Source organism: Polaromonas sp. (genome assembly GCF_030680935.1).
Lineage (GTDB): Bacteria > Pseudomonadota > Gammaproteobacteria > Burkholderiales > Burkholderiaceae_C > Polaromonas.
Window position 1 is genome coordinate 24,673 of sequence record NZ_JAUXUP010000010.1, and the last position, 16,772, is coordinate 41,444.

The 16,772-nt window shown below is 62.2% G+C and carries 18 protein-coding genes and 1 riboswitch; of the genes, 12 read left to right on the plus strand and 6 right to left on the minus strand.

Translation table 11 applies throughout. The annotated features are described in order from the left end of the window. Positions 1 to 56: 56 nt before the first annotated feature. The gene (locus Q8L50_RS02955; RefSeq protein WP_305347158.1) at positions 57 to 764 is read right to left on the minus strand and encodes a haloacid dehalogenase type II; all 708 of its coding nucleotides are present in this window, start codon (positions 762 to 764) and stop codon (positions 57 to 59) included. A 144-nt stretch (positions 765 to 908) separates the two neighbouring features. Between Q8L50_RS02955 and Q8L50_RS02960 the strand changes: the two genes are divergently transcribed. The 3 genes from Q8L50_RS02960 to Q8L50_RS02970 are packed head-to-tail and all read left to right on the plus strand — an operon-like array spanning position 909 to position 3,617. Continuing rightward, positions 909 to 2,117 carry a CaiB/BaiF CoA transferase family protein gene (locus Q8L50_RS02960; RefSeq protein WP_370869736.1) on the plus strand — a complete coding sequence of 403 codons (1,209 nt, stop codon included), beginning with the start codon at positions 909 to 911 and terminating at the stop codon, positions 2,115 to 2,117. A 48-nt stretch (positions 2,118 to 2,165) separates the two neighbouring features. Further along, positions 2,166 to 3,149: a LysR family transcriptional regulator gene (locus Q8L50_RS02965; RefSeq protein ID WP_305347159.1), complete on the plus strand. Its 984-nt coding sequence runs from the start codon at positions 2,166 to 2,168 to the stop codon at positions 3,147 to 3,149. A gap of 18 nt (positions 3,150 to 3,167) precedes the next feature. Beyond that, complete coding sequence (locus Q8L50_RS02970) at positions 3,168 to 3,617, plus strand: DUF2214 family protein (protein WP_305347160.1); 450 nt, start codon at positions 3,168 to 3,170, stop codon at positions 3,615 to 3,617. Between the two features lie 33 nt (positions 3,618 to 3,650). Here the strand turns inward: Q8L50_RS02970 and Q8L50_RS02975 are convergent, their stop codons facing one another. Together Q8L50_RS02975 and Q8L50_RS02980 are read right to left on the minus strand one after the other, a co-directional pair. Then, entirely contained in the window at positions 3,651 to 4,958 is a 1,308-nt protein-coding gene (locus Q8L50_RS02975) for a D-amino acid dehydrogenase (protein WP_305347161.1), read from the minus strand. 215 nt (positions 4,959 to 5,173) lie between these two features. Continuing rightward, positions 5,174 to 5,266, minus strand: a riboswitch (glycine riboswitch). Between the two features lie 91 nt (positions 5,267 to 5,357). Then, on the minus strand, positions 5,358 to 5,666 hold the full coding sequence (locus Q8L50_RS02980) for a PsiF family protein (protein WP_305347162.1): 309 nt from the start codon (positions 5,664 to 5,666) through the stop codon (positions 5,358 to 5,360). Positions 5,667 to 5,788: 122 nt separating this feature from the next. Between Q8L50_RS02980 and argS the strand changes: the two genes are divergently transcribed. The 9 genes from argS (at position 5,789) to Q8L50_RS03025 (ending at position 14,968) form a co-directional block, all read left to right on the plus strand. Continuing rightward, the gene (gene argS / locus Q8L50_RS02985; RefSeq protein WP_305347163.1) at positions 5,789 to 7,465 is read left to right on the plus strand and encodes an arginine--tRNA ligase; all 1,677 of its coding nucleotides are present in this window, start codon (positions 5,789 to 5,791) and stop codon (positions 7,463 to 7,465) included. A gap of 206 nt (positions 7,466 to 7,671) precedes the next feature. Continuing rightward, on the plus strand, positions 7,672 to 8,298 hold the full coding sequence (locus Q8L50_RS02990; protein WP_305347164.1) for an SPOR domain-containing protein: 627 nt from the start codon (positions 7,672 to 7,674) through the stop codon (positions 8,296 to 8,298). A 63-nt stretch (positions 8,299 to 8,361) separates the two neighbouring features. Continuing rightward, complete coding sequence (locus Q8L50_RS02995; protein WP_305347165.1) at positions 8,362 to 9,009, plus strand: thiol:disulfide interchange protein DsbA/DsbL; 648 nt, start codon at positions 8,362 to 8,364, stop codon at positions 9,007 to 9,009. A 146-nt stretch (positions 9,010 to 9,155) separates the two neighbouring features. Further along, complete coding sequence (lptA, locus tag Q8L50_RS03000) at positions 9,156 to 9,779, plus strand: lipopolysaccharide transport periplasmic protein LptA (protein ID WP_305347166.1); 624 nt, start codon at positions 9,156 to 9,158, stop codon at positions 9,777 to 9,779. A gap of 10 nt (positions 9,780 to 9,789) precedes the next feature. Further along, complete coding sequence (lptB, locus tag Q8L50_RS03005) at positions 9,790 to 10,557, plus strand: LPS export ABC transporter ATP-binding protein (RefSeq protein WP_305347167.1); 768 nt, start codon at positions 9,790 to 9,792, stop codon at positions 10,555 to 10,557. A gap of 141 nt (positions 10,558 to 10,698) precedes the next feature. After that, positions 10,699 to 12,237 (plus strand): RNA polymerase factor sigma-54, encoded by a 1,539-nt coding sequence (locus tag Q8L50_RS03010; protein ID WP_305347168.1) that lies wholly within the window; start codon positions 10,699 to 10,701, stop codon positions 12,235 to 12,237. Continuing rightward, positions 12,234 to 13,610 (plus strand): class I SAM-dependent RNA methyltransferase, encoded by a 1,377-nt coding sequence (locus Q8L50_RS03015; protein WP_305347169.1) that lies wholly within the window; start codon positions 12,234 to 12,236, stop codon positions 13,608 to 13,610. The genes Q8L50_RS03010 and Q8L50_RS03015 overlap by 4 nt, the downstream gene beginning before the upstream one ends. 10 nt (positions 13,611 to 13,620) lie before the next feature. Next, positions 13,621 to 14,061 carry a putative toxin-antitoxin system toxin component, PIN family gene (locus tag Q8L50_RS03020; protein ID WP_305347170.1) on the plus strand — a complete coding sequence of 147 codons (441 nt, stop codon included), beginning with the start codon at positions 13,621 to 13,623 and terminating at the stop codon, positions 14,059 to 14,061. Between the two features lie 67 nt (positions 14,062 to 14,128). After that, a complete protein-coding gene (locus Q8L50_RS03025) occupies positions 14,129 to 14,968 on the plus strand; it encodes a UPF0149 family protein (protein ID WP_305347171.1) in 840 nt (279 codons plus the stop codon). A 56-nt stretch (positions 14,969 to 15,024) separates the two neighbouring features. Here Q8L50_RS03025 and Q8L50_RS03030 read toward each other — a convergent pair whose 3' ends face one another. The 3 genes from Q8L50_RS03030 to Q8L50_RS03040 form a co-directional block, all read right to left on the minus strand. Continuing rightward, positions 15,025 to 15,609: a hypothetical protein gene (locus Q8L50_RS03030; protein ID WP_305347172.1), complete on the minus strand. Its 585-nt coding sequence runs from the start codon at positions 15,607 to 15,609 to the stop codon at positions 15,025 to 15,027. Between the two features lie 94 nt (positions 15,610 to 15,703). Beyond that, on the minus strand, positions 15,704 to 16,111 hold the full coding sequence (locus Q8L50_RS03035) for an MAPEG family protein (protein ID WP_305347173.1): 408 nt from the start codon (positions 16,109 to 16,111) through the stop codon (positions 15,704 to 15,706). Between the two features lie 154 nt (positions 16,112 to 16,265). After that, positions 16,266 to 16,745, minus strand: coding sequence for a hypothetical protein (locus tag Q8L50_RS03040; protein ID WP_305347174.1), 480 nt, complete (start codon positions 16,743 to 16,745; stop codon positions 16,266 to 16,268). Positions 16,746 to 16,772 lie beyond the last annotated feature (27 nt).

The following is a 16,772-nucleotide window of genomic DNA, read 5'->3' on the forward strand; positions in this document are numbered from 1 at the left end:
CTCAAAGAAAGAAAATGGAAAAAGGAAGAAGCGAATTACAAAGAGCGTGTTGCGGATTATCCCGCGTCAAAAAATCCAAGCACATCGCGCAGCGTGCCGCCGGTGCGTGTGGGCTGTGTGCCCAGTTCTTCAAACGGCAAGGCGTACCGGTTGACCCACAAGGTCTGGTAGCCGTACCAGGTGGCGGCCAGCGCGTCCCAGCTGTTGCAACTCACAAACACCGTCTGCGCCGCCGGCAGCCCGGTGGCCTGGGGGCCCAGGGCATAGGCCTGCGGGTGGGTTTTGTATTTGCGTATGCCGTCCACGCTGATCACATGGTCCAGCAAATCATCCAGCCCGGCAGACTTGACGGCCACGTCCAGCATGGCCGGATCGCCGTTGGACAAAATGCCAGTGACGATGCCGCGCGCCTTCAGGGCGCGCAGCACCTCGCGGTTTTCCGGAAAAGCCGAGAGATGCCGGTACTGGTTCATCAGCCGCTGTTCGCGTTCAGCCGTCAGGTCCAGCCCCAGGCGTTTACAGGCATACCGCAAGCCGGCGCGGGTCAGGTCCCAAAAGGGTTGGTAGTGCGCACCGTCATTGCTGGTGGTCACCAGGCGGGTGTATTCAATCTGTTTGTCACGCCAGAGCAGGCCCAGCGCCTGGCCCTGTCCCGGGAACAGTTGCTCGGCCAGCAGGCCCACGCTGTACACGTCAAACAGCGTGCCGTAGGCATCAAATAGAACCGCACGTGCAGGGACCGGCCCGCCTTTGGGATTTTCCATCTCCATAATGTATTTGATACTTTGTCAGTGATTAACTGGCCAAATATTAGTTTATCCGTGACTTTTACAACTGTAATTCGACACAAGAGCAGCGTCGCATAATTTGCCCAGCCGCAAAACCCGCTTTTTCCAAGGATTCCCTCTGTGTCCGATTCCACTACGCCCCTCGCCAGCCAACTCCCGCTTGCGGGGCTGCGTGTGATTGAATTCAGCCACATGGTGATGGGCCCCACCTGCGGCATGGTGCTGGCCGATCTGGGGGCCGAGGTCATCAAGGTGGAACCGCCGGGCGGCGACAACACCCGCCGCCTGCTGGGTTCTGGCGCCGGCTTTTTTGCCATGTTCAACCGCAACAAGAAAAGTGTGGCCCTGGATCTGCAGACGCCGCAGGGTCTGGAGGTGGCCCTCAAACTCATCGCGACCGCCGACGTCGTCACCGAAAACTTCAAGCCCGGTGCCCTGCAAAAACTGGGGCTGGACTACGCCAGCCTGTCCAGGCTGAACCCGCGCCTGGTGTATGCCAGCCACAAGGGGTTTTTGCCCGGCCCCTATGAACACCGCACCGCGCTGGATGAAGTGGTGCAAATGATGGGCGGCCTGGCCTACATGACGGGCAGGCCCGGCGACCCACTGCGCGCCGGCTCCAGCGTCAACGACATCATGGGCGGCATGTTTGGCGCCATTGGGGTCATGGCCGCACTGAGCGCTCGCGAAAAAACAGGCCTGGGCCAGGAGGTACAGGCTGCCCTGTTTGAAAACAATGTGTTTCTGGTGGCCCAGCACATGATGCAGTTTGCGGTGACCGGTCAACCCGCCGCACCCATGCCGGACCGCATTTCGGCCTGGGGTATTTACGACGTCTTCACGGTGCGTGAAGGCGAGCAGGTTTTTCTGGCAGTGGTCAGCGACACCCAGTGGCAGCTGTTTTGCGACGCCTTCGGTTTTGCCGACCTGCGGTCCGACCGCCGGCTGGACAGCAACAACGACCGGGTCCGCGCACGCGACTGGCTAATGCCGCTGCTGCGTGAGCGCCTGGCCTTGTACACCGCGCCAGAACTCAGCACGCTGTTTGAAGCGCGCGGCCTGCCGTTTGCGCCCATCACCCGGCCCGAGGATTTGTTTGAAGACCCGCACCTGTTGCAGACCGGCGGGCTCGCGCCCATGACCTTGCCCGACGGCCGCGCCACCAGCGTGCCCTTGCTGCCGCTGACGCTGGCTGGCCAGCGCCCCGGGGTGCGCCTGAACCCGCCGCGGCTGGGTGAACACACACTGCCACTGCTGCTCAGCCTGGGTTACAGCGAGGCGGAGGTGGCTGCGCTGGCGGCCAGTCGGGTCGCCGTTTTGGCGCAATAAAAGCCCTTTGACCGCCATTGCCACCTTTCGTGCGCATAATCGCCAGCCATGGACAAACTCAAGCAGATGGAATCATTCGTCTCGGTGGCCACGCGCGGCAGCCTGACTGCCGCCGCCAATGCCGAGGGCGTGGCCCCGGCCATCATGGGGCGGCGCCTCGATGCGCTGGAAGAGCGCCTGGGTGTCAAGCTGCTGGTACGCACCACGCGGCGCATCACGCTGACGCATGAGGGCAGCGCCTTCATGGAAGACTGCCAGCGTCTTCTGATCGATTTTGCCAACGCAGAGGCCAGCGTTTCAGCCGGCGGCGTCAAGGCCAGCGGCCACCTGCGCATCACCGCGCCTGCGGGCTTCGGGCGCCGCCATGTGGCGCCACTGATACCGCGCTTTCGCCAGCAGCACACCGATGTGACGATTTCACTGAACCTGAGCGACCGGGTGGTGGATCTGGCGGGCGAAGGTTTTGACTGCGCGGTGCGGGTCGGCGACCTGCCCGACTCGTCGCTGGTCAGCGTACGCATGGCCGACAACCGGCGCCTGTGTGTGGCCACGCCCGAATACCTGAAGCGGCACGGCACACCGCAGCGACCAACTGACCTCGCAAAGTTCGACTGCCTGACACTGTCAAGTGATGCGTCCCAAACCAGGGGCTGGGCATTTCGCGTCCCGCGCAATACCCCAGGGCAGCAAGCTGAAGGCGCCCCGACGGACGCGGCGGCCGACAGTGACTTCGATGTCATCCACCTCAAGCCAGGCGGCCCGCTCGATTGTTCGGACGGCCAGGTGTTACACGACTGGTGTATGGCCGGTTATGGCATTGCCTGGCGCAGCACCTGGGAGGTCGAGGCCGAGATTGCCGCCGGCAAACTGGTGGCGGTGCTGTCCGCGTTTGATGCGCCGCCAAATGGCATTTACGCGGTTTTTCCGCAGCGCAAGCACCTGCCGCTGCGTGTGCGGCTGTGGATAGACTTTCTCAAACACCACTATGGCCAGCGGGAGTTCTGGGCCGGGCCACAACCCGAACACCACTGAGCCAGAGGATCACCCGCCATGGCACTGGAAGCCCTGCTAGCTTACGCACACATCCTGGCCATCCTGACCATGGTGGTGTTTCTGGCCAGTGAAGCGGCCTTGTGCCGGGTGGAATGGATGAACGCGGCTGTGGTTCAGCGCTTGCGCAAGATCGACCTGATCTACGGCGCGGCAGCGGGCGCAGTTTTCCTGACGGGTCTGATGCGCGTCTTCCTTGGCGCCAAGGGCGGCGAGTGGTATGGCAGCCAGCCCCTGCTGTATGTCAAGCTGGCGCTGTTTGTCACGATCGGCCTGCTGTCCATCAAGCCCACGCTGATGTTCGCCCGCTGGCAGCGCGAGCTGGCAGCCAGCGGCGCATTGCCAGGCGCCGACCAGGTGAAGAAAGCGCGCAAGCTGGTCATGCTGCAGGCGCACATCCTGCCATTTATCCCGCTGGCGGCCGTGTTTCTGGCGCGGGGATTTGGCTAAGGGAGCGGCGCACCGCGACCGCCCCCTCCCGTCTCAGGCCCGGACGGCTGCCGGTCGGCCCGGCGAGACCAGCTTGCGTGAATGCCCCAGGCCGGTGAAGGCAAAGTCCACCTCCGGGACCCGCCCGCTGACGATGTCCGCAATTGCTGCACCGGAGCCACAAGCATGCGTCCAGCCCAGCGTGCCGTGCCCCGTATTGAGAAACAGCTTGCGGGTTTTCGAGGTGCCGATATAGGGCACATTGGACGGCGTGGCGGGCCGCAGCCCGGTCCAGTACTGCGCATTTTTTCCGTCCGTCATCTCAGGGAACAGCTGTCGCACGCGCCTCACTATCGCTTCGCAGCGCACCAGATTCAAATCGGTGTTGTAGCCGCCCAACTCGGCCGTGCCAGCAATCCGCAGCCGATTGCCCAAGCGCGAAAACACCAGTTTGAATTCGTCGTCAGTCAACGACACATGGAAGGACGCCGCCTCGTTGATCACCGGCAAAGTGACCGAATAACCCTTGGCCGGGTAAATCCGCAGGCTCTGGCCCAGCAGCGCGGCCCACTGCGCGCTGTAGCTGCCCAGACACATCACATAGGCGTCGGACTGGACCTCACTGACGATGCCGTCGGCATTGGCGATCTGCACACCTTCCAGGGCGTCGCCTTCCTTGCGCGCGCCGACGATGCGGGTGTTGTACAAAAACTCCACGCCGGCCGATGCACACAGGGCCGCCAGTTTGGCGGTGAACTGGTGGGCGTCGCCCGACTCGTCGCTGGGCGTCATGCTGCCACCCACCAGCTGGCTGCGGCTGGCGGCAAGCGCGGGTTCAATCGCCACACATTCATCGGGCGTCTTCATGTCGAGCTCGCAGCCGTATTCACGCATCAGCGCAGCGGGCGCCTGCGCATCGGCGAATTCCTTTTCACTGGTGTAGAAATGCAAAATACCTTCGGTTTTTTGCTGGTAGTCGATGCCGGTGGTGGCGCGCAGTTGCTGCAGCGTGGCGCGGCTGTAAAGGCCCAGGCTCACCATCTGTTGGATGTTGTGGCGCGTGCGGCCCGGCGTGCACTGGCGCAAAAAGTCCAGGCCCCAGAGCCACTGGTTCAGGTCAGGGCGCAGGCGAAACAGCAGCGGCGCGTCTTCGCGCAGCAGCCACTTCAATACCTTCAGCGGTGCGCCCGGGTTGGCCCACGGTTCGGCGTGGCTGACAGAGACCTGGCCGCCGTTGGCAAAGCTGGTTTCCAGGCCCGCGCCGGGCTGACGATCGACCACAGTGACTTCGTGGCCGGCCTGGCGCAAAAACCAGGCCGTGGTGATACCGGTAACGCCGGCACCCAAAACAGTGACTTTCATGAAAAACTCCAAGGAAAAAAGGCCGCAATCCCTTGCCGGGCGTGCGTGAGCAGCTATGAAATTTGTAGCATTTCAAGGCGGCAGCGTACACCCGTCGGGGTGCCGCTCCCACTGTCCTTGGTACCTGAGAGATTCAACCTGCAGCGCCTGCGGCGCGTCGGGTTTTGCTCCTTCGGTGGTGGCCGCAGGGCGCGGCCACTCTCTCCAGATTCGGCGTGTTTCATTCAATACGGGGGCCTGAGCGATCATGGGAGATTGCGCCTTCGGCGGTTTGCGCCGGGGCGCAAACACTCTCTTGAATGAGCCTTGATTGTGGCATGCCTGCGCGGCAGCCATTTGCCGCCAATAGAAAAGCCCCGGCAGCCGTGCTGCCGGGGCTTTTAATGAACCGGGGCGTGCTTACTTGCTCAGGCACGCTTTCATGAAGGCCTTGCGCTCATCGCCTTTTTTGTCTTTGGCTTCCACATTGCAGGTTTTCATCCTGGTTTGTTGCGCAGGGGCTTCGGCTTTGGCGCTCAGGCACTGCTTCATGAAAGCCTTGCGCTCGTCGCCCTTTTTACCCTCGGCCTCTTTGTTGCAGGTGCCCATTTTGCTTTGCTGCGCGGTTTTGGCCGGTGCGGCAGCGGGCGTGGCGGCGGGTTGGGCCAGTGCGGACAGGCCGGTCGACAGAACAACAGCGGCAGCAATCAGGGAAAACAGTTTTTTCATGGTGGCTCCAGTGGATTGGGGGCAAACAAATAGGGGCAGTGAGTTCCGTGTGGAATTCCCCTCCATAACGCCCGGCAGCGCTGGCCGGATGACCGCCTGCAGGCAAACCGTAAAATCAGCACATGCTCTCGATTAAAAAAGAACTGCTCGCAGCCCTGGCTGGCGCGCTGGAACAACTGTCCCCGGGCGCCGGGGACAAGGCCGCGTTTGAGTCACCCAAGGTGGCGGCCCATGGCGATTTCGCCTGCACAGCGGCGATGCAGCTGGCCAAACCGCTCAAGCTCAACCCGCGCCAACTTGCAGAACAGTTGCGTGGTTTGCTGCTGCAGACGCCCGCTTTTGAGCGCTGGGTCGATGCCATCGAGATCGCCGGACCGGGTTTTCTCAACCTCCGCCTGAAGCCCGCCGCCAAGCAGGAGACCGTACGTGAAGTGCTGCACGCCGGTGCGCAGTACGGCATGGCGCCCCTGGACCCCGCGCACAAAATGATTGTCGAATTTGTCTCGGCCAACCCGACCGGGCCGCTGCATGTGGGCCATGGCCGTCAGGCCGCGCTGGGTGACGCGATCTGCAAGCTGTTTGCCACCCAGGGCTGGGACGTCTACCGCGAGTTCTATTACAACGACGCAGGGGTGCAGATCCACACACTGGCGACCAGCACGCAGGCACGCGCCAAAGGCATCAAACCCGGCGATGTCGCCTGGCCCGAGCCCGCCTACAACGGCGACTACATCGACGACATCGCGCGTGACTTCAAGGCCCAAAAAACCGTCACCTCCGACGACCGCGCATTCACCGCCAGCGGTGACATCGAAGACCTCGATGCCATCCGGCAGTTTGCCGTGGCCTACCTGCGCCACGAGCAGGACCTGGACCTGAAGGCCTTTTCGGTCCACTTCAACAATTACTACCTGGAATCCAGCCTGTACAGCTCGGGCCGGGTGGAAGCCACCGTGGCCATGCTCAAGAACGCCGGCAAAACCTATGAGCAGGACGGCGCCTTGTGGCTCAAGTCCACCGACTACGGCGACGACAAAGACCGCGTCATGAAAAAAGGCGACGGCAGCTACACCTACTTTGTGCCCGACGTGGCCTACCACCTGGCCAAGTGGGAGCGCGGGTTTGCCAAGGCCATCAACATCCAGGGCATGGACCACCACGGCACGATTGCCCGGGTACGCGCCGGCCTGCAGGCAGCCAACCAGGGGGTGCCCGCGGGTTACCCCGACTATGTGTTGCACACCATGGTGCGGGTGGTGCGCAACGGTGAAGAGGTGAAGATTTCCAAACGTGCGGGCAGCTACGTCACGCTGCGCGACCTGATCGAGTGGACCAGCGCCGACGCAGTGCGCTTTTTCCTCCTCAGCCGCAAGCCCGATACCGAATACATCTTTGACATTGACCTGGCTCTGGCCAAAAACAATGAAAACCCGGTGTATTACGTGCAGTACGCGCATGCGCGCATCTGTTCGGTGCTGACGGCATGGGGCGGTGATGAGGCCACACTCAAGGACGTTGACCTGTCGCCGCTGGACAGCGCACAGGCCCAGGCCCTGATGCTGCTGCTGGCCAAATACCCCGACATGCTGGCCAACGCGGCCAGCGGTTTTGCGCCGCACGACGTGGCGTTTTACCTGCGTGAATTGGCGGCCAGTTACCACAGCTATTACGACGCCGAACGTATTCTGGTGGATGACGAAGCGGTCAAACACGCACGCCTGGCGCTGGTCGCGGCCACCGCGCAGGTGTTGCACAATGGCCTGGCGGTGCTCGGTGTCAGCGCGCCGCGCAAGATGTAACACCATGAATCCATCCACATCGGCCAAGGAGGCCGGGCTAGTGTCCTGTCCCACAAATAAGGTGATGCAATGAAATTGTCCAGTCAGCTGTCAGGCAAGGCGCGAGGAGGCGACATAGCCATAGCCATGGCAACGACGAGTAACGCCGTATGGCGGCTGAATGGGCGATTTCATATCGCCTTTATTTGTGGGACAGGACACCAGGTATGAACACACAAAAAGGCGGAACCCTGCTGGGTCTCATCATTGGCGCGCTGGTGGGGCTGGGTGCCGCGCTGGCGGTGGCGGTGTATATCACCAAGGTACCTATCCCCTTCACAAGCAAGGGTCAGTCGCGCAGCCCCGATCATGACGCGGCCGAGGCCAAGAAGAACCGTGACTGGAACCCGAACGGCCCCATGTACGGCAAAAACCCGGCCAAACCCTCAGCGGCTGCAAGCGGGACGGTGCAGGATGCCACGCCACCCACCGCAGCCGCGTCCGGCCCGGCGCCGGCTGCACCCAGCGCCAAGGCCGGGCCCGCAGCGGCAGATCCGATAGGCGACCTGGCCAAAGCCAGGCTGGCCACCCCGCCAGCGGCCACGGGTGGCGCCGACCCCTTCAACTATTTTGTGCAGGTGGGGGCTTTTCGCACCCCGGAAGATGCCGAGCAGCAACGTGCCAAGATTTCACTGATGGGCCTGGAAGCCAAGGTCACCGAGCGTGAGCAGTCTGGCCGCACGGTGTTTCGTGTCCGCCTGGGGCCATTTGACAAAAAGGACGACGCCGAAAAGGCCAAAGAGCGTCTGGACGCCAGCGGCGTGGAAACCGCCCTGGTCCGGGTGCAGCGCTGAACTTTTTGCCACCCGGTTAACCCAACGTGGCGTAGTAACAGAGAAATATCGGAGAAATAATTGATGCAACGACGTGAATTTTCGGTTTCTGCGGCTGCACTGGCTGCCGCTTCTGCTGGCGCCTGGACCCTGCCCGCGCAGGCCCAGGGCGCCCCGCGTGCCGGCACCGACTACCTGGTGCTGGACAAGCGTGCGGCCGTAGAGGCGCCCGACGGCAAGATCGAGGTGGTGGAGTTCTTCTGGTACAGCTGCGTACATTGCAACCGCTTCGAGCCCGCACTGGAAGAGTGGATCAAAAAGGCGCCAAAAGATGTGGTGGTGCGCCGCGTACCGATTGCTTTCCGGCCTGACTTCGAACCCCAGCAGCGCCTTTACTATGTGCTCGAGACCATGAACAAGGTCGAGGAGCTGCAAAAAAAGGTTTTTCACGCGATTCATGTTGAAAAGCAGATACTGAACACACCCGAGTTGATTGCCGCGTGGGTGGAAAAACAGGGCATCGACAAGGCCAAATTTACCGAGCTTTACAACTCGTTTTCCGTGGCGACCAAAGCGCGCAAGGCAACCCAGCTGCAGGATGCCTACAAGGTGGACGGGGTGCCCGCACTTGGCATAGCCGGGCGGTTTTACACCTCGGGCTCGCTGGCGCAGACCATGGAGCGCGCCCTGCAGGTCACCGACTACCTCGTAGGCCAGGTGCGCAAAGGCTGAGCGGCGGCGACTCTTCCTGCCGCGCGGCGACCGGCTGGCCGACCACCCGCCCCGAATGGGCGGGTTTTTTACGTGCGCTACATATTCCCGCGGGATGCGTCGCTACAATGAGCCCATACCACTCAAGCAGCAAGATTCGTGCCTTTATGAAAACCACCGCCTGTCTCCTGACGCTGGCCCTTGCCCTGACGGTCTTGCCGGCAAGTGCCGAAAAGACCGATCGCGACATGCCGATGAATGCCGAGTCCGACGCGCTGCGTTACGACGACCTGAATCAGACCAGCGTGTTCACCGGCAACGTGGTGATCACCAAGGGCACCATCATCATCCGCGGTGCGCGGGTCGATGTGCGGCAGGACCCCGAGGGCTACCAGTTTGCGATCGTCACGGCCGCGCCGGACAAACTGGCTTTTTACCGGAAAAAGCGCGACGGCGTGGACGAATTCATTGAAGGCGAAGGCGAACGTATTGAATACGACAGCCGCGCCGATACCGTCAAATTCATCAAGCGCGCCATCCTGCGCCGCTACCAGGGCGCCACCCTGGCGGACGAGACCACCGGTGACATCATTGTTTATGACAACCCGACCGATGTGTTCACCGTGGACAGCGGCTCCCTGAACCGCAGCGTCACCAATCCGAACGGCCGTGTCCGCGCCCTGCTGGCGCCACGCAACCGGGCCACCGTGCCGGCTCCTCCGCCGGCGGCACCTGCCGCCGGTGCCCCCGCCCTCAAGCCCAGCCGCGCGCTGGGTGACGAAAAAAAGTAATTGATTCCCCATGGATGTGAGCCCGGACACCGCCCCCGTCAGTCGTTTGATCGCCAGTGGCCTGAGAAAATCCTACGGAAGCCGCCAAGTCGTCAAGGACGTTTCGATCACGGTGCAAAAAGGCGAAGTGGTGGGCTTGCTGGGCCCCAACGGCGCCGGTAAGACGACTTCGTTTTACATGATCGTCGGCCTGGTGCGTGCCGATGCCGGCGAGATCACCATCGACGGGCAGTCCATCGAGCACATGCCGATTCATAAACGCTCGCGCCTGGGGCTGAGCTACCTGCCGCAGGAAGCCTCGATCTTCCGCAAGCTCACCGTCGAGCAAAATGTGCGGGCCGTGCTGGAGCTGCAAACCGACCCGGCCGGCAAACCACTGGAGCTGGCGGTCATCAACAAACGCCTGGACGCCTTGCTGCAGGACCTGCGCGTCGATCACCTGCGCGATTCGCCGGCCCCCGCCCTGTCCGGCGGCGAGCGGCGCCGCGTCGAGATTGCGCGTGCACTGGCCACCCAGCCGCGTTTCATTCTGCTCGACGAACCCTTTGCCGGTATTGACCCGATTGCGGTGATCGAGATTCAGCGCATCATCGGTTTCCTCAAAGCGCGCGGCATTGGCGTGTTGATCACCGACCACAACGTGCGCGAGACGCTGGGCATTTGCGACCACGCCTGCATCATCAGCGATGGCCATGTGCTGGCCACCGGTACCCCTTCTGAAATTGTGAACAACGCTGACGTGCGCCGGGTTTATCTCGGTGAACACTTCAAGATGTGATGGCTCCCCCCCGTTGTCGCTCACTGCGTGTAGCTCCCTCCCCCCTGCAGGGGGCGGCGCCTGCGCCCCGGCAAAGCCGGTTGCGCGGCCCCTGCTTGCTTAAAACCGTTCAACCCGCTTCCGCGCGCGCCTAGGTTTGTCATGAAGCAGGGCCTGTCCCTTCGCGTCTCGCAGCATCTGGCGCTGACGCCGCAGTTGCAGCAATCGATTCGCCTGCTGCAGCTTTCCACGCTGGAGCTGAGCCAGGAAGTTGAGCAGATGCTCGACGAAAATCCGTTTCTGGAGGTGACTGAAGAAGCGGCGCCGCGTGAAGAGTTTGGGCTGGCGCAGACCGATGCCCCGGTCAGCCAGGAGACCCGCGAGTTTGAATCTGCTACTGAATCGATAGCTGGTAGCGCAGATGAAACGGGGGCTGCAGGCCAAAATGATGCCGAACCCAGCAGCGAATCCAAGCTGGAAGAGAGCTGGGAGGGCGACGGCAGCGTGGAGACCGCGCCCGATGACAACGAATGGGGTGGCGACGCCACGCCACGCAAGAACAACAACAACGACGACAGCGACGTCGATGCCACCGAGCTGGCGCGCAGCCATGAGTCGCTGCAGGAGCATCTGCACCGGCAGGCGCTGTCGCTGCGCCTGTCGCCCGAAGGCAAGGCCGCGCTGCACTTCCTGATCGAATCGCTCAATGACGACGGTTACCTGGAAGACAGCCTGGCCTCGCTGGCCGCAGGCCTGGCCGGGGACGACATCGAGCAGCTGGAGGCGGTGGAGCATGAGTTTTCGGTGGCGCTCAAGCTGCTGCACCACATGGAGCCGGCCGGGGTCGGCGCGCGCAATCTGGCTGAGTGTTTGAGCCTGCAACTGCTCGACTGCAAGAACAACGACGAAACCCGCGCCGCCATCGCCATGTGCCAGCAACCGATGGAGCTGCTGGCCAAGCGCGACGTCAAGCGTCTGGTGCAGCTCTGCGGTTTTCCGGACGCGGTGATCAAGGGCGCGATCGCGCTGATTGGCCGGCTGGACCCCAAACCGGGCCGGCGTTTTGTCAATGTCGAGCGCAACCTGGTGGTGCCCGACGTGCTGGTGGTCAAGTCCGGCCGCGGCTTCAAGGTGTCGCTCAACAGCGATGTGATGCCGCGCCTGCGGGTGCACGACATCTACGCCAATGCGATCAAGCAGAACAAGGGCCAGGGCGGCGCCGCGCTGCAGCAGCGGCTGCAGGAGGCGCGCTGGTTCATCAAGAACATCCAGCAGCGTTTTGACACCATCCTGCGCGTCAGCAGCGCGATCGTCGAGCGGCAGAAAAACTTCTTCACACATGGCGAGCTGGCGATGCGGCCGCTGGTGCTGCGCGAAATCGCCGACGAGTTGGGCCTGCATGAATCGACCATCTCGCGCGTGACCACCGCCAAATACATGAGCACACCCTTCGGCACCTTCGAGCTCAAGTATTTCTTCGGTTCGGCGCTGGGCACCGAGACCGGCGGCAACGCGTCGAGCACCGCAGTGCGCGCGCTGATCAAGCAGTTTGTGGCGTCCGAAAGCCTGAAAAAGCCGCTCAGCGACAACCAGATCTCCGAAATGCTCAAGGAGCAAGGCATCGAATGCGCGCGCCGTACCGTCGCCAAATACCGCGAAGCGCTGCGTATTGCGCCAGCCAATCTCAGAAAATCTTTATGAACCAGCTTCAGTTATTTTTACCTTGCGCCGCCGGCGTCGAAGAGCTGCTGGCCGCAGAAGTCAGGCACATCACCGGCAACAGCGGCAAGGCCTGGCGTGCCGGCGTGCAGGTGGCCGGTTCCTGGCGCGATGCGATGCAGCTCAATCTGCACAGCCGCCTGGCCCAGCGCGTGCTGATCGAGCTGCAGCACAACAGCTACCGCAGCGAGCAGGACCTGTACAACGCAGCCGCCGCCGTGGCCTGGGAGATCTGGTTCACACCCAAACAGACCTTCAAGGTCGAGATTACCGCGCAGCACAGCCCGCTGACCAGCCTGAATTTTGCCGCCCTGAAAATCAAGGACGCCATCGCCGACCGCTTCCGCGACAAATACGATGTGCGCCCTGATGTGGATACCCGCTGGCCCGACGTGCGCGTGTACGTACACCTGACGACGGACACCGTCACGCTGTACATCGACACCTCAGGCGAGCCGCTGTTCAAACGCGGCTGGCGCGAGGACAAGGGCGACGCGCCACTCAAGGAAACCCTGGCCGCCGCCATGCTGGCCGCCAGCGGCTGGAGCGGTGAAAACGGTCTGTGCAAGCAGGGTGTGCCGCTGTACGACCCATGTTGCGGCTCCGGCACCATCGTGATTGAAGCCGCGCAGGTGGCGCGCAACATTGCCGCCGGCATGGGACGGCGTTTTGCGTTTGAAAAGTTTGTGCCCTTCCAGCCGCATGTCTGGGAAGGCCTGCTGGACCAAGCCGAAGCGGCCATCACCGCACCGACGGCGCAAGTGTTTGGCAGCGACGTGTCCTTCCGCATGGTTGATTTTGCGCAGCGCAATGCCGAACGCGCCGGCGTGGCCGATGTGGTGCAGCTGCGCGGCGGCGACGCCCTGCAGCGCATGCCGCCCGCGCCTTCCGGCGTGATGCTGGTGAACCCACCTTACGGCGAACGGATTGATGTGGCCGGTGTCGCCGGTATCCCATCGGTGCAAGGGCGCGACCAGCGCCGCACCACACAGTTCCAGGGCGCAGCCATTGATGAGTTTGGTCAGCCCCTGGCCCAGGCGCAGCGCGACACGCGCGATGAATCGGGCGCTGCCCCGGCACGCGACCGCAGCGCCAACCCGGGGCGTGAACAGGCCCAGACCGACAGCGGCGCAGAGGTCTCGGACTTCTTTCCGCAGCTGGCCAGCCACTGGAAAAAGAACTACGCCGGCTGGACCGCCCATGTGCTGACACCCGACATGAAGCTGCCGCAAAAAATGCGCCTGAAGGAATCACGCCGCGTGCCTATGTGGAACGGCCCCATCGAATGCCGGCTGTTCCGTTTCGACATGATGGCCGGATCAGCGCGCGAGAAAAAGCCCGCAGCGGCGCCTTGAGTAGCGCCTGATGCAGACACAGGTGCAAGCCGGTGACCGTGTGGTCCTCGACACCAACATCGTGCTGGACCTGTTGGTCTTCAAGGACGCGGCGACGCAGCCCCTGCAACAAGCGCTGCAAGCCGGCGCGCTGGACTGGCTGGCCACAGCGCCCATGCGTGATGAACTGCAGCGCGTCCTTGCCTACCCGCAGATTGCCAGGCGCCTGGCGTTTTACCAGTTGAGTGCGGAAGACGTACTGGCCGGTTTTGACCGCCATGCGCGCCTGGTAGCGTCGGCAGCCAAGGCGCCGGTGACCTGCAGTGACACCGACGATCAGATCTTCATCGACCTGGCCGTCGCGCACCAAGCCTGGCTACTGAGCAAGGACCAGGCAGTTCTTTGTATGCAAAAAAGGCTGCTAGCCCTTTCTGTACGTGCGCAATCAGCTATGAATACCATAGCAATGTAAGCCGGTATCGGCGGCAGATACACTTTCGACCACAAGAGCCTCGCGTGGGGTTCAGCACTGTTTTCTCATGACACCCTCCAACTCCCCCCCCTCTTCTGCCACCCCGCCTTCTGCACCGCCCGAGGGCGGCTGGATGGAAGTCGAGGGGTTTGAGGAACTCGACGACATCCTCGACGACTTGCGCAGCCGCTACGACGAAACCCCGCAGTGGGAGTTTTGTGAAGGCTTCATGGCCGCCGTGATCTGCACCCGCCGCCCGATTGCCGCCAGTGAGTATTTGCCGGTGCTGCTCGGCACACCCGCCGAGGGCGAGGCGCCCGACGCGGACGGCGGCTCGTTTTCCAGTGAGGCGCTGCAGGCGCGCTTCATGGCCCTGTGGACGCAGCGCTGGAACGAAGTGGCCACCGCACTCGACAACAAGGTCGAGACACTCGAAGACGATGCCTGTTACCACCCCGAGGTGATGGACGTGCGCGGCGCCGTGGCCGACATGCCGCCCGACGAACAAGCCGCCTTCAAGGGCGAAGACCTGCCGGCCTTTGCCCAGGTCTGGGCGCTGGGTTTTATGTTTGCGGTGGAAAGCTGGCCCGAAGAATGGGCCGCCCCGCGTGACAAAGACGCCGCCCAGTGGCTGGACGACGCGCTGCAGGCGGTGGTGGCGATGACCGAAGACGACGACGCAGCGCCCCAGGTGTCACCCCTCAACGACGAAGGCAAACCCAGTACCAGCATCGCACGCCTGAACGCTTTTGGCGACGCCATCTGGGCTGTGTACGACCTGCGAGAGCTCTGGAAGACCATGGGCCCGAAAGTGGAAACCGTGCGAAAGGAAGCTGAGCCTGGCCGCAATGATTTATGCCCGTGTGGCAGCGGCAAGAAATACAAGAAGTGCCATGGGGCGGGGTGAGCTTGAGGCCAAACGTCGGCGATGAGCGGTCGATAGCGCACCACTCGATCAATAGGTCAGGTTTCAGCGTGCCGGTACGACCGAGACGCGAGATACACGCCGAGCAAAAACGGCAGCCCCACCAGCAACACGCCCGGCGCCAGCTCTGTGAGCCACATGGTCAGGGACTCCAGGCGGTGATCACGATCCCAGTCGTTGGTCGGGATAGCCCAGGCGACCAGCACCAGCGTGAGCCAGCTTGCCAAAACCGCAGCAACCATGGTCTTCACCGTCAGTCGACGCAATTTGAGCAACAGCGCGGCCACAGGCACGCCCACCAGCCCAAGAAGCGGCAAGACAAATACGAGCGCGATGAATAGCCGGAAGATCGTCCACCCAGGAAGCGTGTCCCAACGCTGTGCCTCCGTCAGGAGCTTGTCTGCGACGCGCGCGCTGAACTCGATATAAGCCGAAGAAAAGTTGGCGACCAGCAGACCCACTGCTGCCAGTGCATAGGCGGCCAACAGCGGTTTGAACCCAATGCGCCGAAAGGCCTGCCCCAGCACAATCCGCCACACGATGAAAGGCAGCGCGACAGCCACCGCAATAAGCGCCAAGCCTGCCGGTTGCGTCATCCAGTAAAAGAGCCAGTCCAGTGCCACGCAGAAACCTCACTTTCAAAGTAGCCGAAGCCGGGCGGCTTCATCGCGCATCGTCCTTGATGAATGGGGAGTTGGGCCACATCGTATTGCGGCGCTACTTGGTCAGTAGCAAAAAGGCCCAATAGGCGGCAATGCCCATCTGTACGGCAAAGGCCACAAAGCGCATGGTGACAGCCGCCACGGAGAGCGACGCCAGGTGAATGATCGACTGAAGCACGCGAGCGCCCAGCAACGCGTAGGCCAGTGGATCGGTCACTGCCGACTGGCCCGCAAGCACCGCGACAAGCATCAGGCCGCCGAAGATGGGCAGTCCTTCCAGGCAGTTGGCGTGCGCCCTGGCCAGTCGCTGCATGAATGGCGTCAGGTTGGTGTTGTCCGGCTGGAAGCCGTTGGCAGGCATGGCCTTGGTGACGACCAGCTTAGAACGAATGATTTCCATCAGGACCAGGAGGAACAAGGTCCATGCGATGAATCCTGTCAGGGCGGTGAGGGTGGTGTTCATGGGGGTTTTCCCAAAGTGAATGACTGGTCGAAGGCTCTGAGGGGTCGCGCAGATGCGGCCTAGCGTTGGAGGCAACCGGACCACAACCTTTGCGGCGAAGCCGCCTCCTGCAGTTGTGGTTCCGTGTTGGCCGACTTGTTAGACATTTGCATCGTTAGGTAGAAAAAAGCTGCAGTACCAGCGCCACAAAAAAGCGCCCCAGAAGTCCGATCACGAAACCAATGCCGGCAAATAGCATGGCATTGTCGGGAGTTCCCGAAAGCATAGCGAGCCCGCCTCCAACAGCAGAACAATAGATTGCGAGTACAGCGAGCGAAAGTTTCGTGTTGCCCAAGCGGAAAAAGAGCCCAACTGCACCGCCAAGTAATGCACCGGCCATGGGAATTTCAAACCCGTTGCCGGAAATGCTGCCATGCAACGCTCCCCACAAGAGGCCTAGAACGGGCCAAAACACAAGCGCAAACCAGTGCGGCGCAACAGCATTGAGACAGAAGATGAACGCCGCGTGCTTACTCAGATATTTACTTTTGATTTCAGCAATGCGAAGGCGTCGTTCTCTTTTGGACGGACGTTCGCGGCTTGCAGGGGTGCTTCTGGGCACCTTCTCCGGGAAGCTAAATGGTCTGCGCTTCATGAAGGTCTAACTTAATGTATAGAGCAA